General features: G+C 33.0%; 8 protein-coding genes. 2 read left to right on the top strand and 6 right to left on the bottom strand.

Going from position 1 to position 18,282, the window contains the following annotated elements; genetic code table 11:
* Nucleotides 1-24: 24 nt before the first annotated feature.
* From BUE22_RS10305 to BUE22_RS10290, 4 genes are all read right to left on the bottom strand, one after another.
* The gene (locus BUE22_RS10305; protein ID WP_073394952.1) at nucleotides 25-1,479 is read right to left on the bottom strand and encodes a glycoside hydrolase family 30 protein; all 1,455 of its coding nucleotides are present in this window, start codon (nucleotides 1,477-1,479) and stop codon (nucleotides 25-27) included.
* A gap of 53 nt (nucleotides 1,480-1,532) precedes the next feature.
* Nucleotides 1,533-2,993: a glycoside hydrolase family 30 protein gene (locus tag BUE22_RS10300; RefSeq protein WP_073394951.1), complete on the bottom strand. Its 1,461-nt coding sequence runs from the start codon at nucleotides 2,991-2,993 to the stop codon at nucleotides 1,533-1,535.
* Between the two features lie 185 nt (nucleotides 2,994-3,178).
* On the bottom strand, nucleotides 3,179-4,720 hold the full coding sequence (locus tag BUE22_RS10295; RefSeq protein ID WP_073394950.1) for a RagB/SusD family nutrient uptake outer membrane protein: 1,542 nt from the start codon (nucleotides 4,718-4,720) through the stop codon (nucleotides 3,179-3,181).
* An 18-nt stretch (nucleotides 4,721-4,738) separates the two neighbouring features.
* The gene (locus BUE22_RS10290; protein WP_073394949.1) at nucleotides 4,739-7,861 is read right to left on the bottom strand and encodes a SusC/RagA family TonB-linked outer membrane protein; all 3,123 of its coding nucleotides are present in this window, start codon (nucleotides 7,859-7,861) and stop codon (nucleotides 4,739-4,741) included.
* 344 nt (nucleotides 7,862-8,205) lie between these two features.
* Between BUE22_RS10290 and BUE22_RS10285 the strand changes: the two genes are divergently transcribed.
* Nucleotides 8,206-11,085 carry a triple tyrosine motif-containing protein gene (locus tag BUE22_RS10285; protein WP_073394948.1) on the top strand — a complete coding sequence of 960 codons (2,880 nt, stop codon included), beginning with the start codon at nucleotides 8,206-8,208 and terminating at the stop codon, nucleotides 11,083-11,085.
* A gap of 57 nt (nucleotides 11,086-11,142) precedes the next feature.
* Here BUE22_RS10285 and BUE22_RS10280 read toward each other — a convergent pair whose 3' ends face one another.
* Nucleotides 11,143-12,426, bottom strand: coding sequence for a UDP-N-acetylmuramoyl-tripeptide--D-alanyl-D-alanine ligase (locus tag BUE22_RS10280; RefSeq protein WP_073394947.1), 1,284 nt, complete (start codon nucleotides 12,424-12,426; stop codon nucleotides 11,143-11,145).
* Nucleotides 12,427-12,545: 119 nt separating this feature from the next.
* A complete protein-coding gene (gldJ, locus tag BUE22_RS10275) occupies nucleotides 12,546-14,228 on the bottom strand; it encodes a gliding motility lipoprotein GldJ (RefSeq protein ID WP_073394946.1) in 1,683 nt (560 codons plus the stop codon).
* Nucleotides 14,229-14,441: 213 nt separating this feature from the next.
* Here gldJ and porU point away from each other — a divergent pair, with 213 nt between their 5' ends.
* Complete coding sequence (gene porU, locus BUE22_RS10270; RefSeq protein ID WP_073394945.1) at nucleotides 14,442-18,278, top strand: type IX secretion system sortase PorU; 3,837 nt, start codon at nucleotides 14,442-14,444, stop codon at nucleotides 18,276-18,278.
* The last annotated feature ends 4 nt before the right edge of the window (nucleotides 18,279-18,282 follow it).

Genomic DNA, 18,282 nt, shown 5'->3' with positions numbered 1-18,282 from the left:
TTTAAATTAATATCTTATTAAAAACTAATACACAAGCGTTTGCATCGCATGTGCCGGTATTGTAATTGTATTTTTTTGAGATTTAACTGTAATTGTATACACCACATTTTTGTCTGATTGATTCATAACAATTGTGGCTATTTTTCCATCTGTATTTTTAAATGAGGTTGAAAGCAAAACTTTATCACTTACAGTTTCACTTATTCTTTTAGCATCGGGACGAACGAATTTTGAAAGATGTCCAATATAATAATACATCGGTGTATAAATTAATTGTCCTGTATTTGTATCGGCATGAATGGGTGCAAAACAAAAATTACCAACATGATTTGGCCCGCCATTTTGGTCTAAGAGAATATTCCAGTCTGTCCAGCCAACGGTTCCATTATTAAAATCGTTGATCATGTTAAGACCGTAACGTTCGGCATTTCCCCAAAACTGAAATTTCGTTGCGTCAAATTTTTCGATACAGCCTTCTGTAAATAATAAATTTTTGTTTGGAAAAGCTTTGTGAACGTTACCGACAGATTCGAATTTTGGTGTTCCGCCGTTCCAGGTTTCGTACCAGTGAAATCCAATTCCCCATGCATATTTTGAAACTTCAGGATCTGAGAAAACAAGCTGTGCTCTTTTTTCCAGCATGTCTCCACGATTATGATCCCAGATAATTATTTTTTTATCTCCTAAACCGTCTTTTTCTAAAGTGGGTCCGAGGAAGTTTTTCAGGAAATCTCTTTCGGCTTCGGGAGTATAAATACAAGATTCCCAACGCTGGGTCGCCATTGGTTCATTTTGAATAGTCAACCCCCAAACAGGGATTCCTTCTTTTTGGTATTCTTTTATAAATTTTGCATAATAATTTGCCCATGATTGTGCAAACTCAGGCAATAAAACGCCGCCGTGTAATATATCATTATTGTCTTTCATGAAAGCTGGGGGACTCCACGGACTAACAAATAAAGTTAATTTTCCGTCGGCAGTTTTAATTGCTCTTTTGAGTAATGGAATCCTGAATTTTCGATCGTGATCAATATTGAAAGTTTTCAAATCTTTGTCACCTTCAGCTATATAAGTATAACTTTCGCTGCTAAAATCACAGCTATGGATGTTTGTTCTGGCTAATGAATAACCAATTCCTTTGTTTTTATCGTAATAAGCGGTTAGAAATTCCTGTTGCTTTTCGGGAGAAAGTTTAGCAAAAACTTCGGCACTTGCGTCTGTTATTGCACCACCAATTCCCAAGAAAGTCTGAAACGTTTTTGATGCATCAATTTCAATAAAAACGGTCGCTTTTTCTTTCGAAATCAAATTATTAGACAACGACAGCTTTAAATCTGAATTTTCGGCTGTTGTATATATCTGGATTTTTTTATTTGATTTTGATGATGAAACTCCGGGAGATCCTGCATTTTGTGATGAAGAATAATTAGCCTGCAGAATTAATATCGAGGTTAAAAATATACTGCTGATTGATTTCATGTGGTTCTAAAACTTATTACTTTAAAAATTGTCTTTTTACTATTGCGAAAAAATTAATAAACCAATGTTTGTATCGCGTGCGCCGGAATTTTGACAATCGATTTTTCTGTCCCAATAATAAAATTGTATGTAATTTCATTATCAGTATGATTCATTACAATCGTCGCCATTTTGCCATCAGTATTTAAAAATGAAGTACTTAACAAATAGCTTCTGCTTACTGCACTACTTACTCGAACTGCATTTGGACGAATGAATTTTGAAAAATGCCCGATGTAATAATATGATGGTGTATAAATTAACTGACCTGTATTTGTATCTGCATGAATAGGCGCAAAACAAAAATTACCTACGTGGTTTGGCCCGCCTCGTTCGTCCAGAAGAATATTCCAGTCTGTCCAGGCAACGGTTCCGTTGTTAAAATCGTTAATCATTGAGGTTCCGTATCTTTCGGCATTTGGCCAAAACTGATATTTTGTGTCGTCAAATCTTTCTACGCATCCTTCTGTAAACATTAGTTTTTTATCCGGATATGCTTCGTGTACTCTTGCTACGTTGTCGAACATTGGTTGAGCACCTGTCCAGGTTTCGTACCAGTGAAAACCCATTCCCCAAACATATTTTGAAGCTTCGGGATCTGAATAAATAATGTTTGCTCTTTGTACCATTAAATCACGATTGTGATCCCAGGCGATGATTTTCACATCTCCTAAACCTTCTTTTTTCAATGTTGGTCCAAGATAATTTTTAAGAAAATCTCTTTCTTCTTCTGCAGTATACAAACAAGATTCCCAGGTTTGAGTTGCCATTGGTTCATTTTGTACCGATGTTCCCCAAATTGGAATTCCTTCTTTGTTGTAAGCTTTTATAAATTTGGCATAGAAATTTGCCCAAGGCTGAAAAAATTCAGGCAATAATTTTCCACCTTTTAGTACGTCTTTATTGCTTTTCATAAAAGCATTTGGAGACCAAGGCGTTGCATAAGTAACTAATTTTCCGCCAGCTGTTTTGATCGCATCTTTGATTAACGGAATACGGTATTTTCTATCGTGATCTATCGAAAAAGTTTTTAGCTCTTTATCGCCTTCTTCAATGTAAGAATAGCTTCCACTGCTAAAATCAGAACTCTGAATGGTTGTTCTTAGCAATGAATATCCAATTCCTTTTTGGGCATCGTAATAGGCATTTAAAAATTCTTGTTGTTTTTCTTTAGATAATTTAGCGAAGATTTCGGCACTTGCGTCTGTAACGGCACCACCAATTCCCATAAAGGTCTGAAACTTTTTTGAAGGTTCTACAAAAACCGAAACTTCTGTTTCAACGGGTTGTTTCGATGCTGTAAAACTTAAATTATCTGTAGGGGTTAACCTTAATTTTGTATTATCGGCAGTAGTATAAACTGTGATTTTTTTGTTGGTTGTTGTAAATTTCTGTACCGGTTTTTGGCTCTTTTGTGAAAAAACAGATAAAGAAAAACATAAACAAGTAGTAATAATGAATGTAATTTTTTTCATTGTATATGTTTTAGTAGTAAGACTTTTGTACAAATCTCGTTTTGAACTTAGTCAACCTGATTAAAAAATAGCCCATAATCAATAAAGAATATGGGCTATTCTGACAACCAAACTTAAACTTAACTCAAACTAACATCATATTTGAAGTTACAATTCTTATATGATATTATTATTTTTAAAATAATTTAGTAAAGATCGTTTTGAACCATTTTAGTGTTGTTGAATTCACTGTAAGGAATTGGGAAAGCTTCATTTTTTCCTGCAGTAAATCCTTTGAAAGCCAATTTAGCAGCAGCCTGACCTGTTCTTACCAAATCAAACCAACGGTGTCCTTCTCCGGCAAGTTCTAATCTTCTTTCTGCATAAATAGCATCTAAAGAAACGGGTACCGGTAATACTCCTGCTCTTAATCTAACTGCATCTAAAAGTGCCTGAGCTCTTGCTCCTGTTCCTCCTAAAGCTTCAGCTTCCAGCAAATAAGTATCAGCTAAACGAATGATATAAGTATTAATACCAAAATTTAAGAATGGATTAGACGATTTAATATCGCTATTAACAGCCGCATATTTAATAAAATGATATCCAGTTTCATTATAACTGTCGGTATATGTTATAAGTCCATTGGGATCAGTATTTCCAGTACCTCTTGCTGTACCTGCATCAAAAATAGTAGAAGCATAACGCGGATCTCCTAGTAAAGCAGTTCTTAAATCATTAGTAACTACCATGAAACCCCAACCATTAATATAATCTGGTAAAAGTGCGGCAATACCAGCAGTTTTTCTGGTATAATCTCTAATACCCATTAACTGAGCAGCAACGTTTCCTTCATCGTCACCTCTTTCAAAATTACCCCAGTCAGCATTTGATTTATCTGTATAAGCAATTTCAAAAATAGATTCTGTATTAAATTTGTTCGCATGATTCCATAAATCCGAAAATTTAGGCATCAAATTATAACCATAACTACTTGGCTGGCCAGGAGTAGTTCCGTTTACTTTTGCTAATTCGACAGCAGCTTCTGCTTTTTTATTGTCATATAAATATACTTTTCCTAAAAGAGCAGTTGCAGCTCCCTTTGTAAATCTTCCTAATTCAGCTGATGGTAATGTTATTGGCAAATCAGCAATAGCTTCGTTTAAATCTTTTTCGATTTGAGCATATACTACTTCCGGTTTAGACTGTTCAACTAATGGAATTTCTTCCTTAAGTACAATAGGAGCCAGGATTAAAGGAATGTTTTTAAACATTCTAACAAGATCAAAATAATAATAAGCACGTAAAGCTTTTACTTCGGCAGTAAATCTTGTTTTTTTAGCAGCATCCATAGGAATAGCAGGAAGTTTTGCCAACATGATATTACATCTTGCAACACCTTTGTAATAATCTGCCCAAATATTTGGCGGAATATTTCCAGGGCTTATGCTATAGTTTGACGCAACCTGAAGACCTGGCTGGTCATCTGGCCCTCCACCACCTGCATAGAAATCATCTGATGCAGAGTTTAAAAATAATAAAGGTGCGTTTTCCATTGCTCCTGCAAACTTTCCTAATTTATCGTAAGCGGCAACAAGACCTGAATAAGCTTCTGTTTCGTTTCTATAAAAATTTTCTTCATATACTACTCCATCACCTTTCACTTCTAATTTTTCATCTGTATCGCACGCTCCAAGTGTAAGCAACACTCCAAATGCCATAAGTGACTGTTTAAAACTTATAAGTTTCATAATATTTTATTTTTTTAATTAAAATTGCAAATTAACTCCTAACATGTACGATTTTGCCTGAGGATAATAACCTCTGTCAACACCTTGTACGTTGTTCATCCCTGCAGTAGTAGGCCCTCCAATTTCAGGATCATAACCAGTATATTTGGTTATTGTCCATAAATTTTCTCCTGTTACGTACAATCTTACTTTTTGCAATGAAATGCTTTCTATCCATTCTTTTGGAAATGAATATCCAAGTTGAACTGTTTTAAATCTGAAGAAATCTCCTTTTTCTAAGTTAAAATCAGATGGGTTTGTAAAGTTTTTGTTCGTGTCATTTGTAGTAACTCTAGGATAACTGTTTGTTGATCCCGGTCCTGTCCAACGACCTAAAACTTCTGTTTGGTAGTTTGCGTTTGTAATATCAAGTCTTCTTAAACCTTGGTAAATCATGTTTCCACCAGCTCCCTGACCAAAAACTAACATATCAAATCCTTTGTAATCTAAGTTTAAAGTAAACCCGTAAGTATATTTAGGCAATGAAGTTCCCAAGAAAGTTCTGTCATTAGATCCAATTGAACCATCTCCATCTAAATCTTGCCAACGGAAATCTCCTGGTTTAGCATTTGGCTGAATTACTTTTCCTGCAGCATTTTTATAATTATCAACATCTGCCTGAGTCTGGAAAATACCATTTGTTTTAAATCCGTAGAAAGAGTTATAAGCTTGTCCTACTTGTGTTCTGTTGATCTCATAAGAGCTAGACTGAACCGTTTCATCACCTACTAAAAAGTTAGTTCCTTTATCAAGGTAAGTAATCTCATTTTTGATGTATGAGAAGTTTCCATTAACTGAAAGGTTTAATGCTCCAATTTTTTTACGGTATCCTAATTCAATATCAATACCTCTATTTTCCATATCTGCTAAGTTAGCATATGTTTTTCCTGTTGCTCCAACATATCCCGGAACCGGAACTGGCATTAAGATACCTTCTGTTTTTTTGTTGAAAAAATCTACACTTAAATTGAAATCGTGAAATAACATAGTTTCAAAACCAATGTTTGTTTGTTTTGTTTCTTCCCATTTCAAATCAGGGTTTGCGATTGCATTTGTACTTTGTCCGTTAGCAATGTTTCCACCAATAGTGTAGTTTCTTTGAATTCCAACTGTTGAAATATATAAGAAATCCGGAGAAGAGTCATTACCAGTTACACCGTAACCTCCTCTAATTTTTAAATTATTTACAACATCATTTTCTTTCCAGAAACCTTCTTTAGACGGTACCCATCCTAAAGACACAGAAGGGAAAGTTCCGTATTTGTGGTTTGGTCCAAAACGTGTGGAACCATCACGACGAATAATACCTGTAAAAATATATTTCTCTTTGTAATCGTAATTTAACCTTCCAAATAATGATTCAACTCTGTGCTCTAAAGCTTGTGCATTATAAGCATTTGCAATTTTATCAGCAATTGGAATATCAACGTTAAATGATGCGTCAGCATGAGTTGTTGCAGGAACGCCTCTGTAAGTGATATCATTACCAGATGTAATGTTATCCACATAAGTTCCTTTACCTACTAAAACACTAAAGTTATGATCTCCGAATTTTTTAGCATAATTCAAAGTATTCTCCCAATTCCAGCTATATGATTTTTTGTAAGATCTAAATAATTCGTTTACATCTTTTTTCGTAGCTCCGTTTAAGTAGTAAACCGGAGTAAAATTATCTGAACCGTAATAAGCTAATTTAGCACCTGCAGTAGATCTGAATTTTAATCCAGGCAAAATTTCTGCTTCAACAAAAATATTTCCAACAAAATTTTCAGAGAAATCATTATTTCCTAATCTTGTTTGTGTATAAGCTAATGGATTTGAAGTTTCCTGAGTAACGTTTGTAGAAATACCATAGTAGTTTCCGTTTGCATCTCTAAGCGCATTTGCATTTACATATGGGCTACCTGCAACTGCAGCTTCTGGACCAACAATTGATGGTGTTAACGGATCTAAGTTGATTGCAGATGATAATGGACCGCCAAACTCATCATTTGTGTTACCAATACCAATTGTTTTTTCGTTAGAATATCCTAAAGTCTGACCAATTTTGATATACTTACCAAGCTTATGATTAGAGTTTAAACGGATATTTTTTCTTGTATAATTTGAAATATCAGTTGTAATAATACCCTCCTGATCTGTTAAACCAAATGACATATAAAAAGTCGAAGTATCATTACCACCACTAAAGCTTAATTCGTGAGAATAACGTTGAGCATGATCATTAAAAATTACATCCTGCCAGTTTGTTCCTTTAGCTGTTGTTGGTGCGAAAGGTGCAGCTTTACCTCCATTTACATATGCTTCATTTAAAATAGTTGTATATTGAGAAGCATCTAATAAATCGATTTTTTTAGCAGCCTGAGATGTTCCTGCATAACCAGTATAGTTTACAGAAATTTTACCTGCTTTACCTTTTTTAGTAGTTACCAAAATAACTCCGGCAGCAGCACGAGAACCGTAAATTGCACCAGAAGCACCATCTTTAAGCACCTCAATAGATTCAATATCAGATTGATTCAAATATCCAATTCCGCCATTATCTACAATTACACCATCAACAACCCATAAAGGATCGTTATTGTTTAATGTAGTAAAACCACGAATACGTATTGTAGACGCTGATCCTGGCTGACCTGCATTTGCAGCAATAGAAACCCCTGAAACTCTACCTTGTAGAGCTTGCTCTACTCTCGTTATTGGTAAACTTTCCAAATCTTTTGCTTTAACACTAGAAATTGATCCAGTTACAACACTCTTCTTTTGAGTACCATATCCTACTACTACAACTTCATTTAAGTTTTGAGATTCTGGTCTTAATTTAATATCCAGTTTAGTTCTTCCATTTACTGGTTCGTCTACAGTAACATATCCTACAAAAGTTACTGATAAAGTTCCATTAGAAGGAACACTGATTTGAAATTTTCCATCAAAGTCAGAGGCAGTAGCTTTTTTAGTCCCTTTAACTGATATTGTTGCGCCCGGGACGGGTAATCCACTTTCGTCATTTATAACTCCATTTACCGTAACGTCCTGTGCCATTGCGATAACTGAAAACATTAGAGACGAAAAACAAAAAATAAGTAATTTTGTTAATTTCATTTTTCTAAAAATTTTGGTTAATTAATTAGTAATTTGATGCAATAATAAAGTTAAATTTTTACTATTGATAATTAAAATTCATTACAAAAACACATCAAAGTAAATTTTATTACATTACAAAAACACATCATTTTTTTTATAAAAAATTGATTATTAATTATTTAAGTATAAATTATTAGATGTTATCGAAATGTTAATTATAAAAATAAACACTACATTTATGAAAAAACAATTATTTTCGCTTTTATTGAAAATAATTAAGTAAAACTATAGAATCATAATCACGATATTCGATTTTAAATCAAAATATAAAACATTACTCATAAAAATAGATCTTAAAAATTATGAAATTCATAAATTCACTTTCAATATTATTTGTAATTTTTATCTTACCTTTTTCGTTTTTTGCGCAAGTAAAAAGTGTCGGATTACCTCAGGTAAAGAACTATAAAAGGACAGAATATAAAGGAGGAACCCAAAACTGGAACATAGATCAGGATAAAAAAGGAAATATGTACTTTGCCAACAATAGTGGCTTAATTCAGTTTGATGGATCTACATGGCATAAATATTCCTTGCCAAACGGAACAGCAATAAGAAGTGTAAAAATTGACAATACCGGAAGAATATTTGTAGGAGGAAATGATGAATTTGGATATTTTAAAAGCAATGAAAAAGGAGTTTTAAAATACTTTTCACTTTCAAAATTGATTGATAAAAAAGCAAACAAAAACATCAATCTTATTTGGAGGATCCATCTATATAAAGGAGAAATAATTTTTCAATCATTTACCAAAGTATTTTTCTTTAAAAATGAAAAACTACGATTTATTGATGCTCCTAATAAGTTTCAATTTTCATTTTTGGTTAATAAAAAACTCTATTTTCAAGATAAAGTTCTGGGAATTCTGGAATATAAAAATGGAAAATTAGTTCCGCTTAAAGGTTCAACGGTTTTTAATGATAAGGAAATCTGGTCTGTTTTTCCTTTACCAAATAACAGGCTGCTTTTGGCAACTCTGGAAAAAGGGCTTTTTGTTACCGATGGAAATTCAGTTAAGCCATGGGAAACTGAAGCCAATGAATTCATTAAAAAAAACACATCACTGGGTGGCTGCATAATAAAGAATAAATTTATCGTTCTCAATTCTGTATTAAATGGATTCATAGTTTGCGATTTAAACGGAAAAATAATCCAACATCTTAATCGTCAAAAAGGGCTTCAAAACAATACTATATTAACTTCATTTGTAGACAGTAAGAACAATCTTTGGCTGGGATTGGATAATGGAATTACTTTTATAAACGAGAATTCGCCTTTCACCTTTTTTGATTATAGTTATAATATCGGAACAGTTTACTCATCTCTGCTTTTTAATGGATATTTATATGTTGCAACAAATCAGGGATTATTCTATCATTCCTGGAACAAATCATTTAAAGATGAACCCTTTAGCAGGGTTGAAGGTACAATTGCACAGGCCTGGAACGTACAGGTAATAAACAACACGCTATTATGCGCCAGTAATAGCGGAGCATTAGTGATTGATCAAAACAGGGTTTCGAAAGTACTAGATACAAAAGGTTATTTCGGATTTAAAGCAATTCCGAATCACGAAAACTATATAATAGGCGAAAGTTATAATGGTTTTTCGATTTTTAAAAAGGGTGCAAATGGCATTGAATATGTAAATCAGGTTGAAGGATTTGACGAAACTACAAATACATTTGAAATAGCATTAGATGGAAATTTTTTATGGCTAAAAAAAGATCCCTATTTATATCAAATGGTATTGTCTGATGACTTAAAAAGATTTGATAACATAAAAAAGCATACTCAGCTTTCATCAGACTATAAAGGAATCGGAAGCTTACAAGTACTGAATAAAAAAATCTACTTTCAAACTAAAAATCATTTTTATAGATTTTCGAAAGAACAGGAAGCTTTTTTTGAAGATAAAAAAATTACTCAGTTATTTCAAGGCATACCTACAATAAACACTTTAATAGAAGACACTTATGGAAATTTATGGTATTCATATAATGAATCGCTGGGTGTATTAACAAAAAACAAAAATGGCAATTTTACAAAGAAAGAGGCTCCGTTTTCTAACCTTACAGGCAACCTGGTTAATAATTACATTTCTGTAAACACTATTGATCCCGGCAATATTTTCATAGGCCTAACGGATGGTTTAACACATTATGATTCAAAAATATCAAACAGTTTTATAACGAAACCAAACACATTTATTGAAAGTTTTTCATTTACTGATGATACCATTCTTATAGGAAATCTTGAAATACCGGAAAAAGAATTTAAACTGCCTTATAGTTCAAATCATGTTAAATTTACATTTTCGTCACCAACTTATGAAAATCAGGAAAACTTACTGTATTCATATAAGCTGGAACCTTTTGACGATAGCTGGAGAAATTGGTCTACAGTAGCAATTAAAGAATATACCAATTTGAGAGAAGGCAATTATACAATGAAAATTAGGGCCAAAAACAGCTATGGTATTGTCTCTGATGTTAATGAAGTAAATTTTACTATATCTCCGCCATGGTACAGACATTTTCTGGCCTATCTTATTTATTTTATTTTTGTTTTAGCCGCTATCTATATTATTTCGAATAGAATTCAATCAAAAATTAGAAAAAATAAATATTACGAAACTATAGAACAGCGAAGATTGTATCTTGAAAAAGAATCCAGAATAAGACATGAACAACATGAACTTGAAAAAGAAATCGAAAAACTTAAAAGCGACAAGCTTCAAATTAAAATTTTAGCAAAAGATAAAGAACTCGTAAATAATTCGCTTCAGGTTGTAAAGAAGAATAAAATCTTAAATGGAATAATTCACAAACTCAAAGACATTGATACTAATATCCTGGACGACTCAACAAAATTTGAGTTCAATAAATTACACAAAAGCATCGTAAAAGAGGTCAATACAGACAAAAGCTGGAAGGACTTAGAAAAGCACATTAAAAATGTACATTTTGAGTTCTTAAAACGTCTAAAAGAAAAATACCCGACGATTTCTCCACGCGAACTCGATTTGTCTACTTATTTATTAATGAATATGTCAACAAAGGAAATAGCTGAAATTATGAATATTTCAAGCGGAGGTGTTGAACTTGCAAGATATCGATTAAGAAAAAAACTCGGATTAAATAAGAAAGAGAATTTAATTGGCTTTTTAATGAGCATCTAATCAAAAATAAACAGCCATTTACAATAATAAATGGCTGTTTATTTATGCTATTAAGTATTAAATATATTCTAAACTTCGTTCAAGAGCCATTCCTCTCGAACCTTTAATTAAAATAATATTGTCATTAAAATCTATGGTTTTAAGGTATTCTGCAAAAGCATCAAAGGTTTCAAAAAACCAGATATTTTCTTTTGAAATTCTATTCTCATAAAATGCTTTTCCAATAAAATAACAAGCAGATTCACTTTGATTGGAAACTGAATCGACAATGATTTTATGCTCTTGGACACTTTCGTTCCCTAATTCGAACATATCACCCAAAATCATAACTTTTTTTGGATTGTCTAATTGTACAAAATTGGCAATAGCCACCGCCATACTACTAGGATTTGCATTATAAGCATCCAAAATAATTTGATTTGTACCTTTTTTTAATAATTGAGACCTGTTATTATCCGGAACATATCCTTCAATAGCAGCCTTTATATCTTTTGTATCAACTTTAAAATAAGTTCCTATAGCAACAGCCGCATTAATATTATTAGCATTATAAAGACCAATTAAATTAGACTTTACATTAAAATCATTGTACTCAACTTCCACAAATGGATTGGCTTCAATACTATTAATTTCCAAATCAGCTTTCTCTTTTTTAATTCCAAATGTAAATGAAGCAATACCGTTTGATTTTTCAATCTGAATTGGGTCTTCCAGATTTACAAAAGCCGTTTTCTTATTTTTGGCAAGATATTGATACATCTCACTTTTTCCTTCAATTACACCTTCAACACCACCAAAACCTTCTAAATGAGCTTTGCCAAAATTGGTTATGTAACCATAATCAGGTTGCGCAATTTCACATAAAAATTCAATCTCTTTTTTATGATTTGCACCCATTTCAACAATACCTATTTGAGTTTCACCAGTAAAAGACAATAAGGTTAACGGAACTCCGATATGATTATTTAAATTTCCAATTGTTGCTTTTGTGTTGAATTTTTTAGCCAGAACAACATTAATCAATTCTTTGGTTGTTGTTTTACCATTGCTCCCTGTTAAGGCAATAATTGGCAATTTTAAATATGTTCTGTGAAATTTTGATAATTCCTGTAATGTTTCTAAACTATTTTGAACCAGAATAGTTCTTTCATCTATTAAATAAGATTCGTTGTCAATAACAACAAACAAAGCACCTAAATCAAGTGCTTGCTTAGCAAAAGTATTAGCATCAAAATTTCCTCCTTTAATAGCAAAAAACATAGAACCTTTTTCAATTTTTCTTGTATCAATTGAAACAGATTTACATTGCAAAAACAAATTGTGAATTTCCTGAATATTCATTTATAAAACATTTTTTATGAATTGTAAAAATAGAAAAGTTATCATAAAAAAATTCCAAATTCCAAACTGAATATTCAGTGCTTGGAATTTGGAATCATTTATTTTGAAATTTCTAAAACTTAGTTTCTAGGCGACTTTCTTCTTTCAGCTTTAGAACCTACTCTAGACATTGCACATCTGAAACCGATATAATCAGTTGCCATATCCTGAGGGAAATATCTTCTTTGAGCCGGATCTAACCAATAAGCTCTATCTCTCCAAGAACCTCCTTTGTAAACTCTTACTTTATCATCGATCAAAGTAGTACGTTTACTAGAGTTGTCATATTTTCTCATCATCTTACCTAAACTATCTGTAGTGATATTATGTTTAGGAGAGTTGTACATTGTTTGATCAGCTTTTGTTCCAGATTCTGAATCTCCAAAGTCAAAATATTTAGATGATTGTTTGTCACCATCTCTATAATTGATATTGTCACTTGTACTGAAATTTGTTCTCAAATAAGTTTCGTTTTCGTCAACTGGTACCTGAGCAATTTCTCCCGGAAGATTTCTAGCTACAACTTTACCGTTACTTAAAGTATCATATTTGATGTTTTCTTTAGTAATAATTTCAAGTTTACCGTCTTTACCAATTTTGTTTTTAGCATATTGATTTCCTCTATAGTAGTTAAAATCATTTGCTTCATTATCAATAATAGGTCTGTAAACGTCAGCAACCCATTCTGCAACGTTACCTGCCATATCGTATAATCCGAAATCATTTGGCGCGTAGCTTTTTACAGAGTTTGTAATATCTGCTCCATCATCTGACCATCCTGCAATTCCACCGTAATCACCGTTTCCTTGTTTAAAGTTAGCCAATTGATCTCCTTTATTTTTACGTTTTGCCGAACGAGTATAATCTCCAGACCAAGGATATTTCTTTTGTCCTTTATATATATTGTACTCTCTTTGTCCAACATCAGCTGCAGCAGCATATTCCCATTCAGCTTCTGTAGGAAGTCTGTATTCTGGCAAGATAACTCCGGAAGAACGTTGTGCGTACACATTTTTTTCTTCTACTACACCATCTTTATTTGCTTTTGGTCTTCTTCCGTTTGGATTTTTCTTTAATACTAATTCTTCGTTACCACCATAAGTAGTAGAAGGTGAAGCAAGGTAAGCTTCAGTATTAAATAAACTTTCAGCACTTACGTCTGTAGTTTTAGCACCTTTTTTAAGATATCCGTCTTTTTCTAAAACAGCTTCGTTTACACGGTCTGTTCTCCATTTACTAAATTCAACAGCTTGAATCCAGTTTACACCTACTACTGGGTAGTTAGCATAAGAAGGATGTCTTAAGTAATTATTAGTCATCGTTTCGTTATACCCTAAACGATTTCTCCATACCAAAGTATCAGGAGACGCTCCTTCATAAATATTCTTGTAATTTTCTTCTGTTGGAGGGAAAACTTTTTTAAGCCACTCCAGGTACTCTAAGTACATACCATTCGTAACTTCAGTTTCATCCATGTAGAATGATTGAACGTGTTGTTGAGTTGGTGTGTTATTCCAATCGTGCATAACATCATCCTGTACTTTACCCATAGTAAATGTACCTCCTTCAACAAAAACTAACCCAGGACCAGCCTGTTGTTTTTTCCCTGCATTTCTAGCAGCAGTTCCATTCTGACTATCTACATCCCAACCTGTTGCTCTAGAAGCGTGGCTTGAACTCGATTTTTTGCTACAACTAGCCGTGCCCAACATCAATACCATTGACATCATTAATTGCAAGACTACAATTTTGTTTACTTTCATACTCATTCTTAGGTGATAAATTTAGGTGCTGCAATATAATAATTAACATTTAATTAGCAACATCTGTTCTAATAATTTTATTTAGCTGTTTTTTACCAGAAAATAACCTATAGTTACGAACGCAAAAATATACTTTTTATTATTTACTATAACATGAAATACTATATTTTTACTTACTAAAATATTTTAATTTCAAACTAGTATTTTCAACCTATGAAACAAGCCATAATTCTATATCTTTTTTTGATTCCTTTTGTCTCATTTTCTCAGATAAATGGCGGCCTCACATTAGATTGGCAAAATAAAAAAGAGATGAGTTTTGGTGAATCCAAAATAATCATACCTTACTTCACAGGAAACAGTTTTAGGTTCGATACTACAAAAAAAAGCATAACACTGCTTCTTAAACTTGCCGAATCGAGCTCTTCAAACAGCAATTCTGTTTCGTTAACTAACGTCATATACGAAACAATTTCAATTACGGATTTAGGAGATTTAACACTTCAAAACATTCCGGACAGACCAAATGAAACGTTAAAAAACGTCTCAGCAAGAGATAAGAAACAAACTTTTCTATCTCTTTACCCAATTATTAAGGAAGGAAATAGCTATAAACGAATCAAGTCATTTTCGTATTCAATAAATAATAGTACAGCAAAAAGCAGTAATTCTTCTTCTTATCAAAAAACGGCCTTAGTTTCTAATTCTGTTTTGGCTTCTGGCGACTGGTATCGCTTTTATGTCGAAAAATCAGGTGCTTATAAAATTTCAAAGTCTTTTTTACAGAGTTTAGGATTTGATGCAGGCAAAGTTGATCCGAGAAAAATCAAAATTTATGGAAATGGTGGAAAAATGCTTCCATTAGCAAACAATACTTATTATCCTGATGACTTAATGGAAAACAGTATTCAAATTATAGGAGAAAATGACGGTACTTTTAATAATGAAGATTATATTCTTTTTTATGCAGAAGGAGTTGACAACTGGAATAATGAAAGCCAGACCAATATTAATTTATACGACACCAAATCATACTATTATATTACAGCAACCGGCACCGATGGGAAAAGAATTTCTACCGCAAATCAGCCAACAGGCAGCGCCACACTGAACTTAAACACGTTTGATGACTATCAATTTCATGAAACCGACCTTACCAATGTTGCCCATTTAGGGCGTCAATGGCTAGGAGAAGCGTTTGATATTAATGCAGAACAGGAATTTGAGTTCAATTTTCCAAATCTGGAAACAACAATTCCTGTAAAAATAGAAGTAAACGCAGCTTCGGCCGCTTACACCCCTACTTCTTTTGCGGTTTCTGCCAACGGGCAAAACATCGGCAATATTTCATTTAATTCATTAGTTACAGGTTCTGATGTTAGATATTACTCGGTAAAACTCCCTTCTAACAGCACTTTTACAGGTGCCGACAATATCAAAATAAAACTTACCTATAATAATAATGGTGTACCCGGATCAAAAGGATATCTGGATTATATCAACCTAATTGCAAAACGAAAACTGCAGGGCACAGGAAAACAATTTAAGTTTCAATATGATCTGGCAGGTTCAACTTCGGGAATTGTGAATTATACTATTGGCAACGCTTCAGGCATTAGTCAGATTTGGGATGTTACAGACCTATATAATGTATCAAAAATAGAAAATGCAAATTTGGCCACTTTTAGCTTTAAAGCTTCTTTAGGAGAAATTCGAAAATACATTGCAATTGATGCTTCAGATTTTTATACTCCTTTAAAAGATAGTCAGCCCAAAATTGCAAACCAGAATTTGAAAGGAACACTTTTTAAAAACAATCAAAATGCGTTTCAGGATATTGATTATGTAATTATAACTCCTAAAATTTTAATTTCCCAAGCAGAAAAACTAGCCAATTTTCATCGCACTAATTCTAATTTAAATGTAAAAGTAATTTCACTAGAGAATATCTATCAGGAATTTTCTTCCGGAAAACAAGATATTTCAGCCATTAGAAACTGCATTCGATATATTTATGACAATGCTTCTTCCGCAGAAAAAAGAATTAAATACGTGAATTTGTTTGGCGATGCTTCATTCGATTATAAAAACAGAATTTCAAACAACACGAATATTGTACCTATATATCATTCCTTAAATAGTAACACCGTTGGAGAATCTTCATTTGCATCAGATGACTTTTACGCCCTCATGGATGCTGACGAAGGAAATGTGATTTCTTTTTTTGGAGGAATTGATATCGCGGTTGGAAGAATGTTAATCTCAGACAATGCTCAGGCTGAAGAAATGGTTAATAAGGTTTTAGAATATCACGATACTAAATCGTACGGAAACTGGAGAAATAATTTTGTTTTAGTAAGCGATGATGCTGACCAGAGTTCTGATGCTTCTTTGCAATCCCGTCAAAATGCATTGGCAGATCTTATTTCAACCGAAAAACCTTTTTTTAATATTGACAAAATTATTCTGGACTCATATACTCAGGAAGCTTCTGCCGGAGGATCGAGATATCCAAAAGCAAGAACTGACTTTTTTGATGCTTTTGAAAAAGGAGCTTTGGTTTTTAATTATCTGGGACATGGCGGTGAAGATGGATTGGCAGCCGAAAGAATCTGGGAGAAATCTGACGGTCAAAATTTAAACAATCAATACAAATATCCCTTATTTATAACTATTACCTGCGAATTTTCAAGATTTGATGACCCAACAAGACCAACAGCGGGCGAATACACATTTTGGAATCCAAAAGGAGGAGCGATTGCAATGCTTACAACCATTCGTGCTATAGGTCAATATAATGCAGAAAATTTTAATGACAACCTTACAAAAAACCTGCTTTCTTATGGCACAAACCAATATACTGCAATCTCAGAAGCACTTCGGATTTCTAAAAATGATAATCCAAGCTCATCCAGTAATGTAATTTTTTATATTGGAGATCCCGCTTTGATGCTGGCTATTCCCAAACCCAGAATTAATTTAACAAAAGTAAATGATGTTGTTATCTCACAGCCTATTGCTGATTTTAAATCTTTAGCAAAAATTAAAATTACAGGAGAAATTACAGACGAGAACAATACTGTTTTAAGTAATTATAATGGCGAATTGGCCACTGCTATATTTGATAAATTAATTACAACCACAACTTTAAATAATGATGGTTATAGCCCTGGAATGTCTTTCAAAACTTTGGGAGAAACTATTTTTAGAGGAAATGCATCAGTAACCAATGGTCAGTTTGAATTTAGTTTTGTTGTTCCAAGAGACATTAGAATTCCGGTAGACTATGGCCGAATTAGCTTTTATGCAAAGAAAACGGCACTCTTAGAGAACCAATCAGGCTATAATACTACCATTAAAATAGGCGGAATAAATGAAAATGCACCTGCGGACAATATAAATCCGAAAGTGAAGTTATATATGAACGACGAAACTTTTGTTTCTGGCGGAATCACAAATAGTTCTCCATTTTTATTGGCTTTTTTAGAAGATGAAAACGGGATAAATACCGCTAGCGGAATTGGTCATGATATTGTTGCGATTTTAGACGGAGATGTAAGTAATCCTTATATATTAAACGATTATTATCAAACTAAATTAGACGATTACACAAATGGAAATTTACGTTTCCCGCTAAGAAATTTAGAAGCAGGACTGCACACTATAAGTTTTACAGCCTGGGATGTTTATAACAATCCTGTAACAAGCGAAATACAGTTTATAGTTGTTGGAGATGAATCGCTGACCCTGACACACGTTCTTAATTATCCTAATCCATTTTCGACCTACACTCAATTCTGGTTTTCACATAACAGACCTTATGAACCTTTAGATGTTCAGGTTCAGGTGATGACAATTACCGGAAAAGTGGTATGGACAAAAAATCAGGTTATTACAACCGAAGGTTTTTTATCAAGAGAGATAACCTGGGACGGCAAAGATGATTTTGGAGACCGCATTGGGAAAGGCGTTTACATCTACAAACTTACTGTTAGATCAAATTTAACAAATAAAAGAGCAGAAAAGTACGAAAAACTTGTCATATTATAAATAT

It is taken from the genome of Flavobacterium pectinovorum (genome assembly GCF_900142715.1).
Classification (GTDB): domain Bacteria; phylum Bacteroidota; class Bacteroidia; order Flavobacteriales; family Flavobacteriaceae; genus Flavobacterium; species Flavobacterium pectinovorum.
Note: the sequence above shows the minus strand (reverse complement) of the source record. Positions and strands in the feature narration are given on the sequence as shown.

Bases quoted from the DNA above. Each gene is read 5' to 3' on its own strand.
- BUE22_RS10305 (WP_073394952.1), bottom strand. From the start codon at position 1,479: ATGAAATCAATCAGCAGTATATTTTTAACCTCGATATTAATTCTGCAG.
- BUE22_RS10300 (WP_073394951.1), bottom strand. From the start codon at position 2,993: ATGAAAAAAATTACATTCATTATTACTACTTGTTTATGTTTTTCTTTA.
- BUE22_RS10295 (WP_073394950.1), bottom strand. From the start codon at position 4,720: ATGAAACTTATAAGTTTTAAACAGTCACTTATGGCATTTGGAGTGTTG.
- BUE22_RS10290 (WP_073394949.1), bottom strand. From the start codon at position 7,861: ATGAAATTAACAAAATTACTTATTTTTTGTTTTTCGTCTCTAATGTTT.
- BUE22_RS10285 (WP_073394948.1), top strand. From the start codon at position 8,206: ATGAAATTCATAAATTCACTTTCAATATTATTTGTAATTTTTATCTTA.
- BUE22_RS10280 (WP_073394947.1), bottom strand. From the start codon at position 12,426: ATGAATATTCAGGAAATTCACAATTTGTTTTTGCAATGTAAATCTGTT.
- gldJ (WP_073394946.1), bottom strand. From the start codon at position 14,228: ATGAAAGTAAACAAAATTGTAGTCTTGCAATTAATGATGTCAATGGTA.
- porU (WP_073394945.1), top strand. From the start codon at position 14,442: ATGAAACAAGCCATAATTCTATATCTTTTTTTGATTCCTTTTGTCTCA.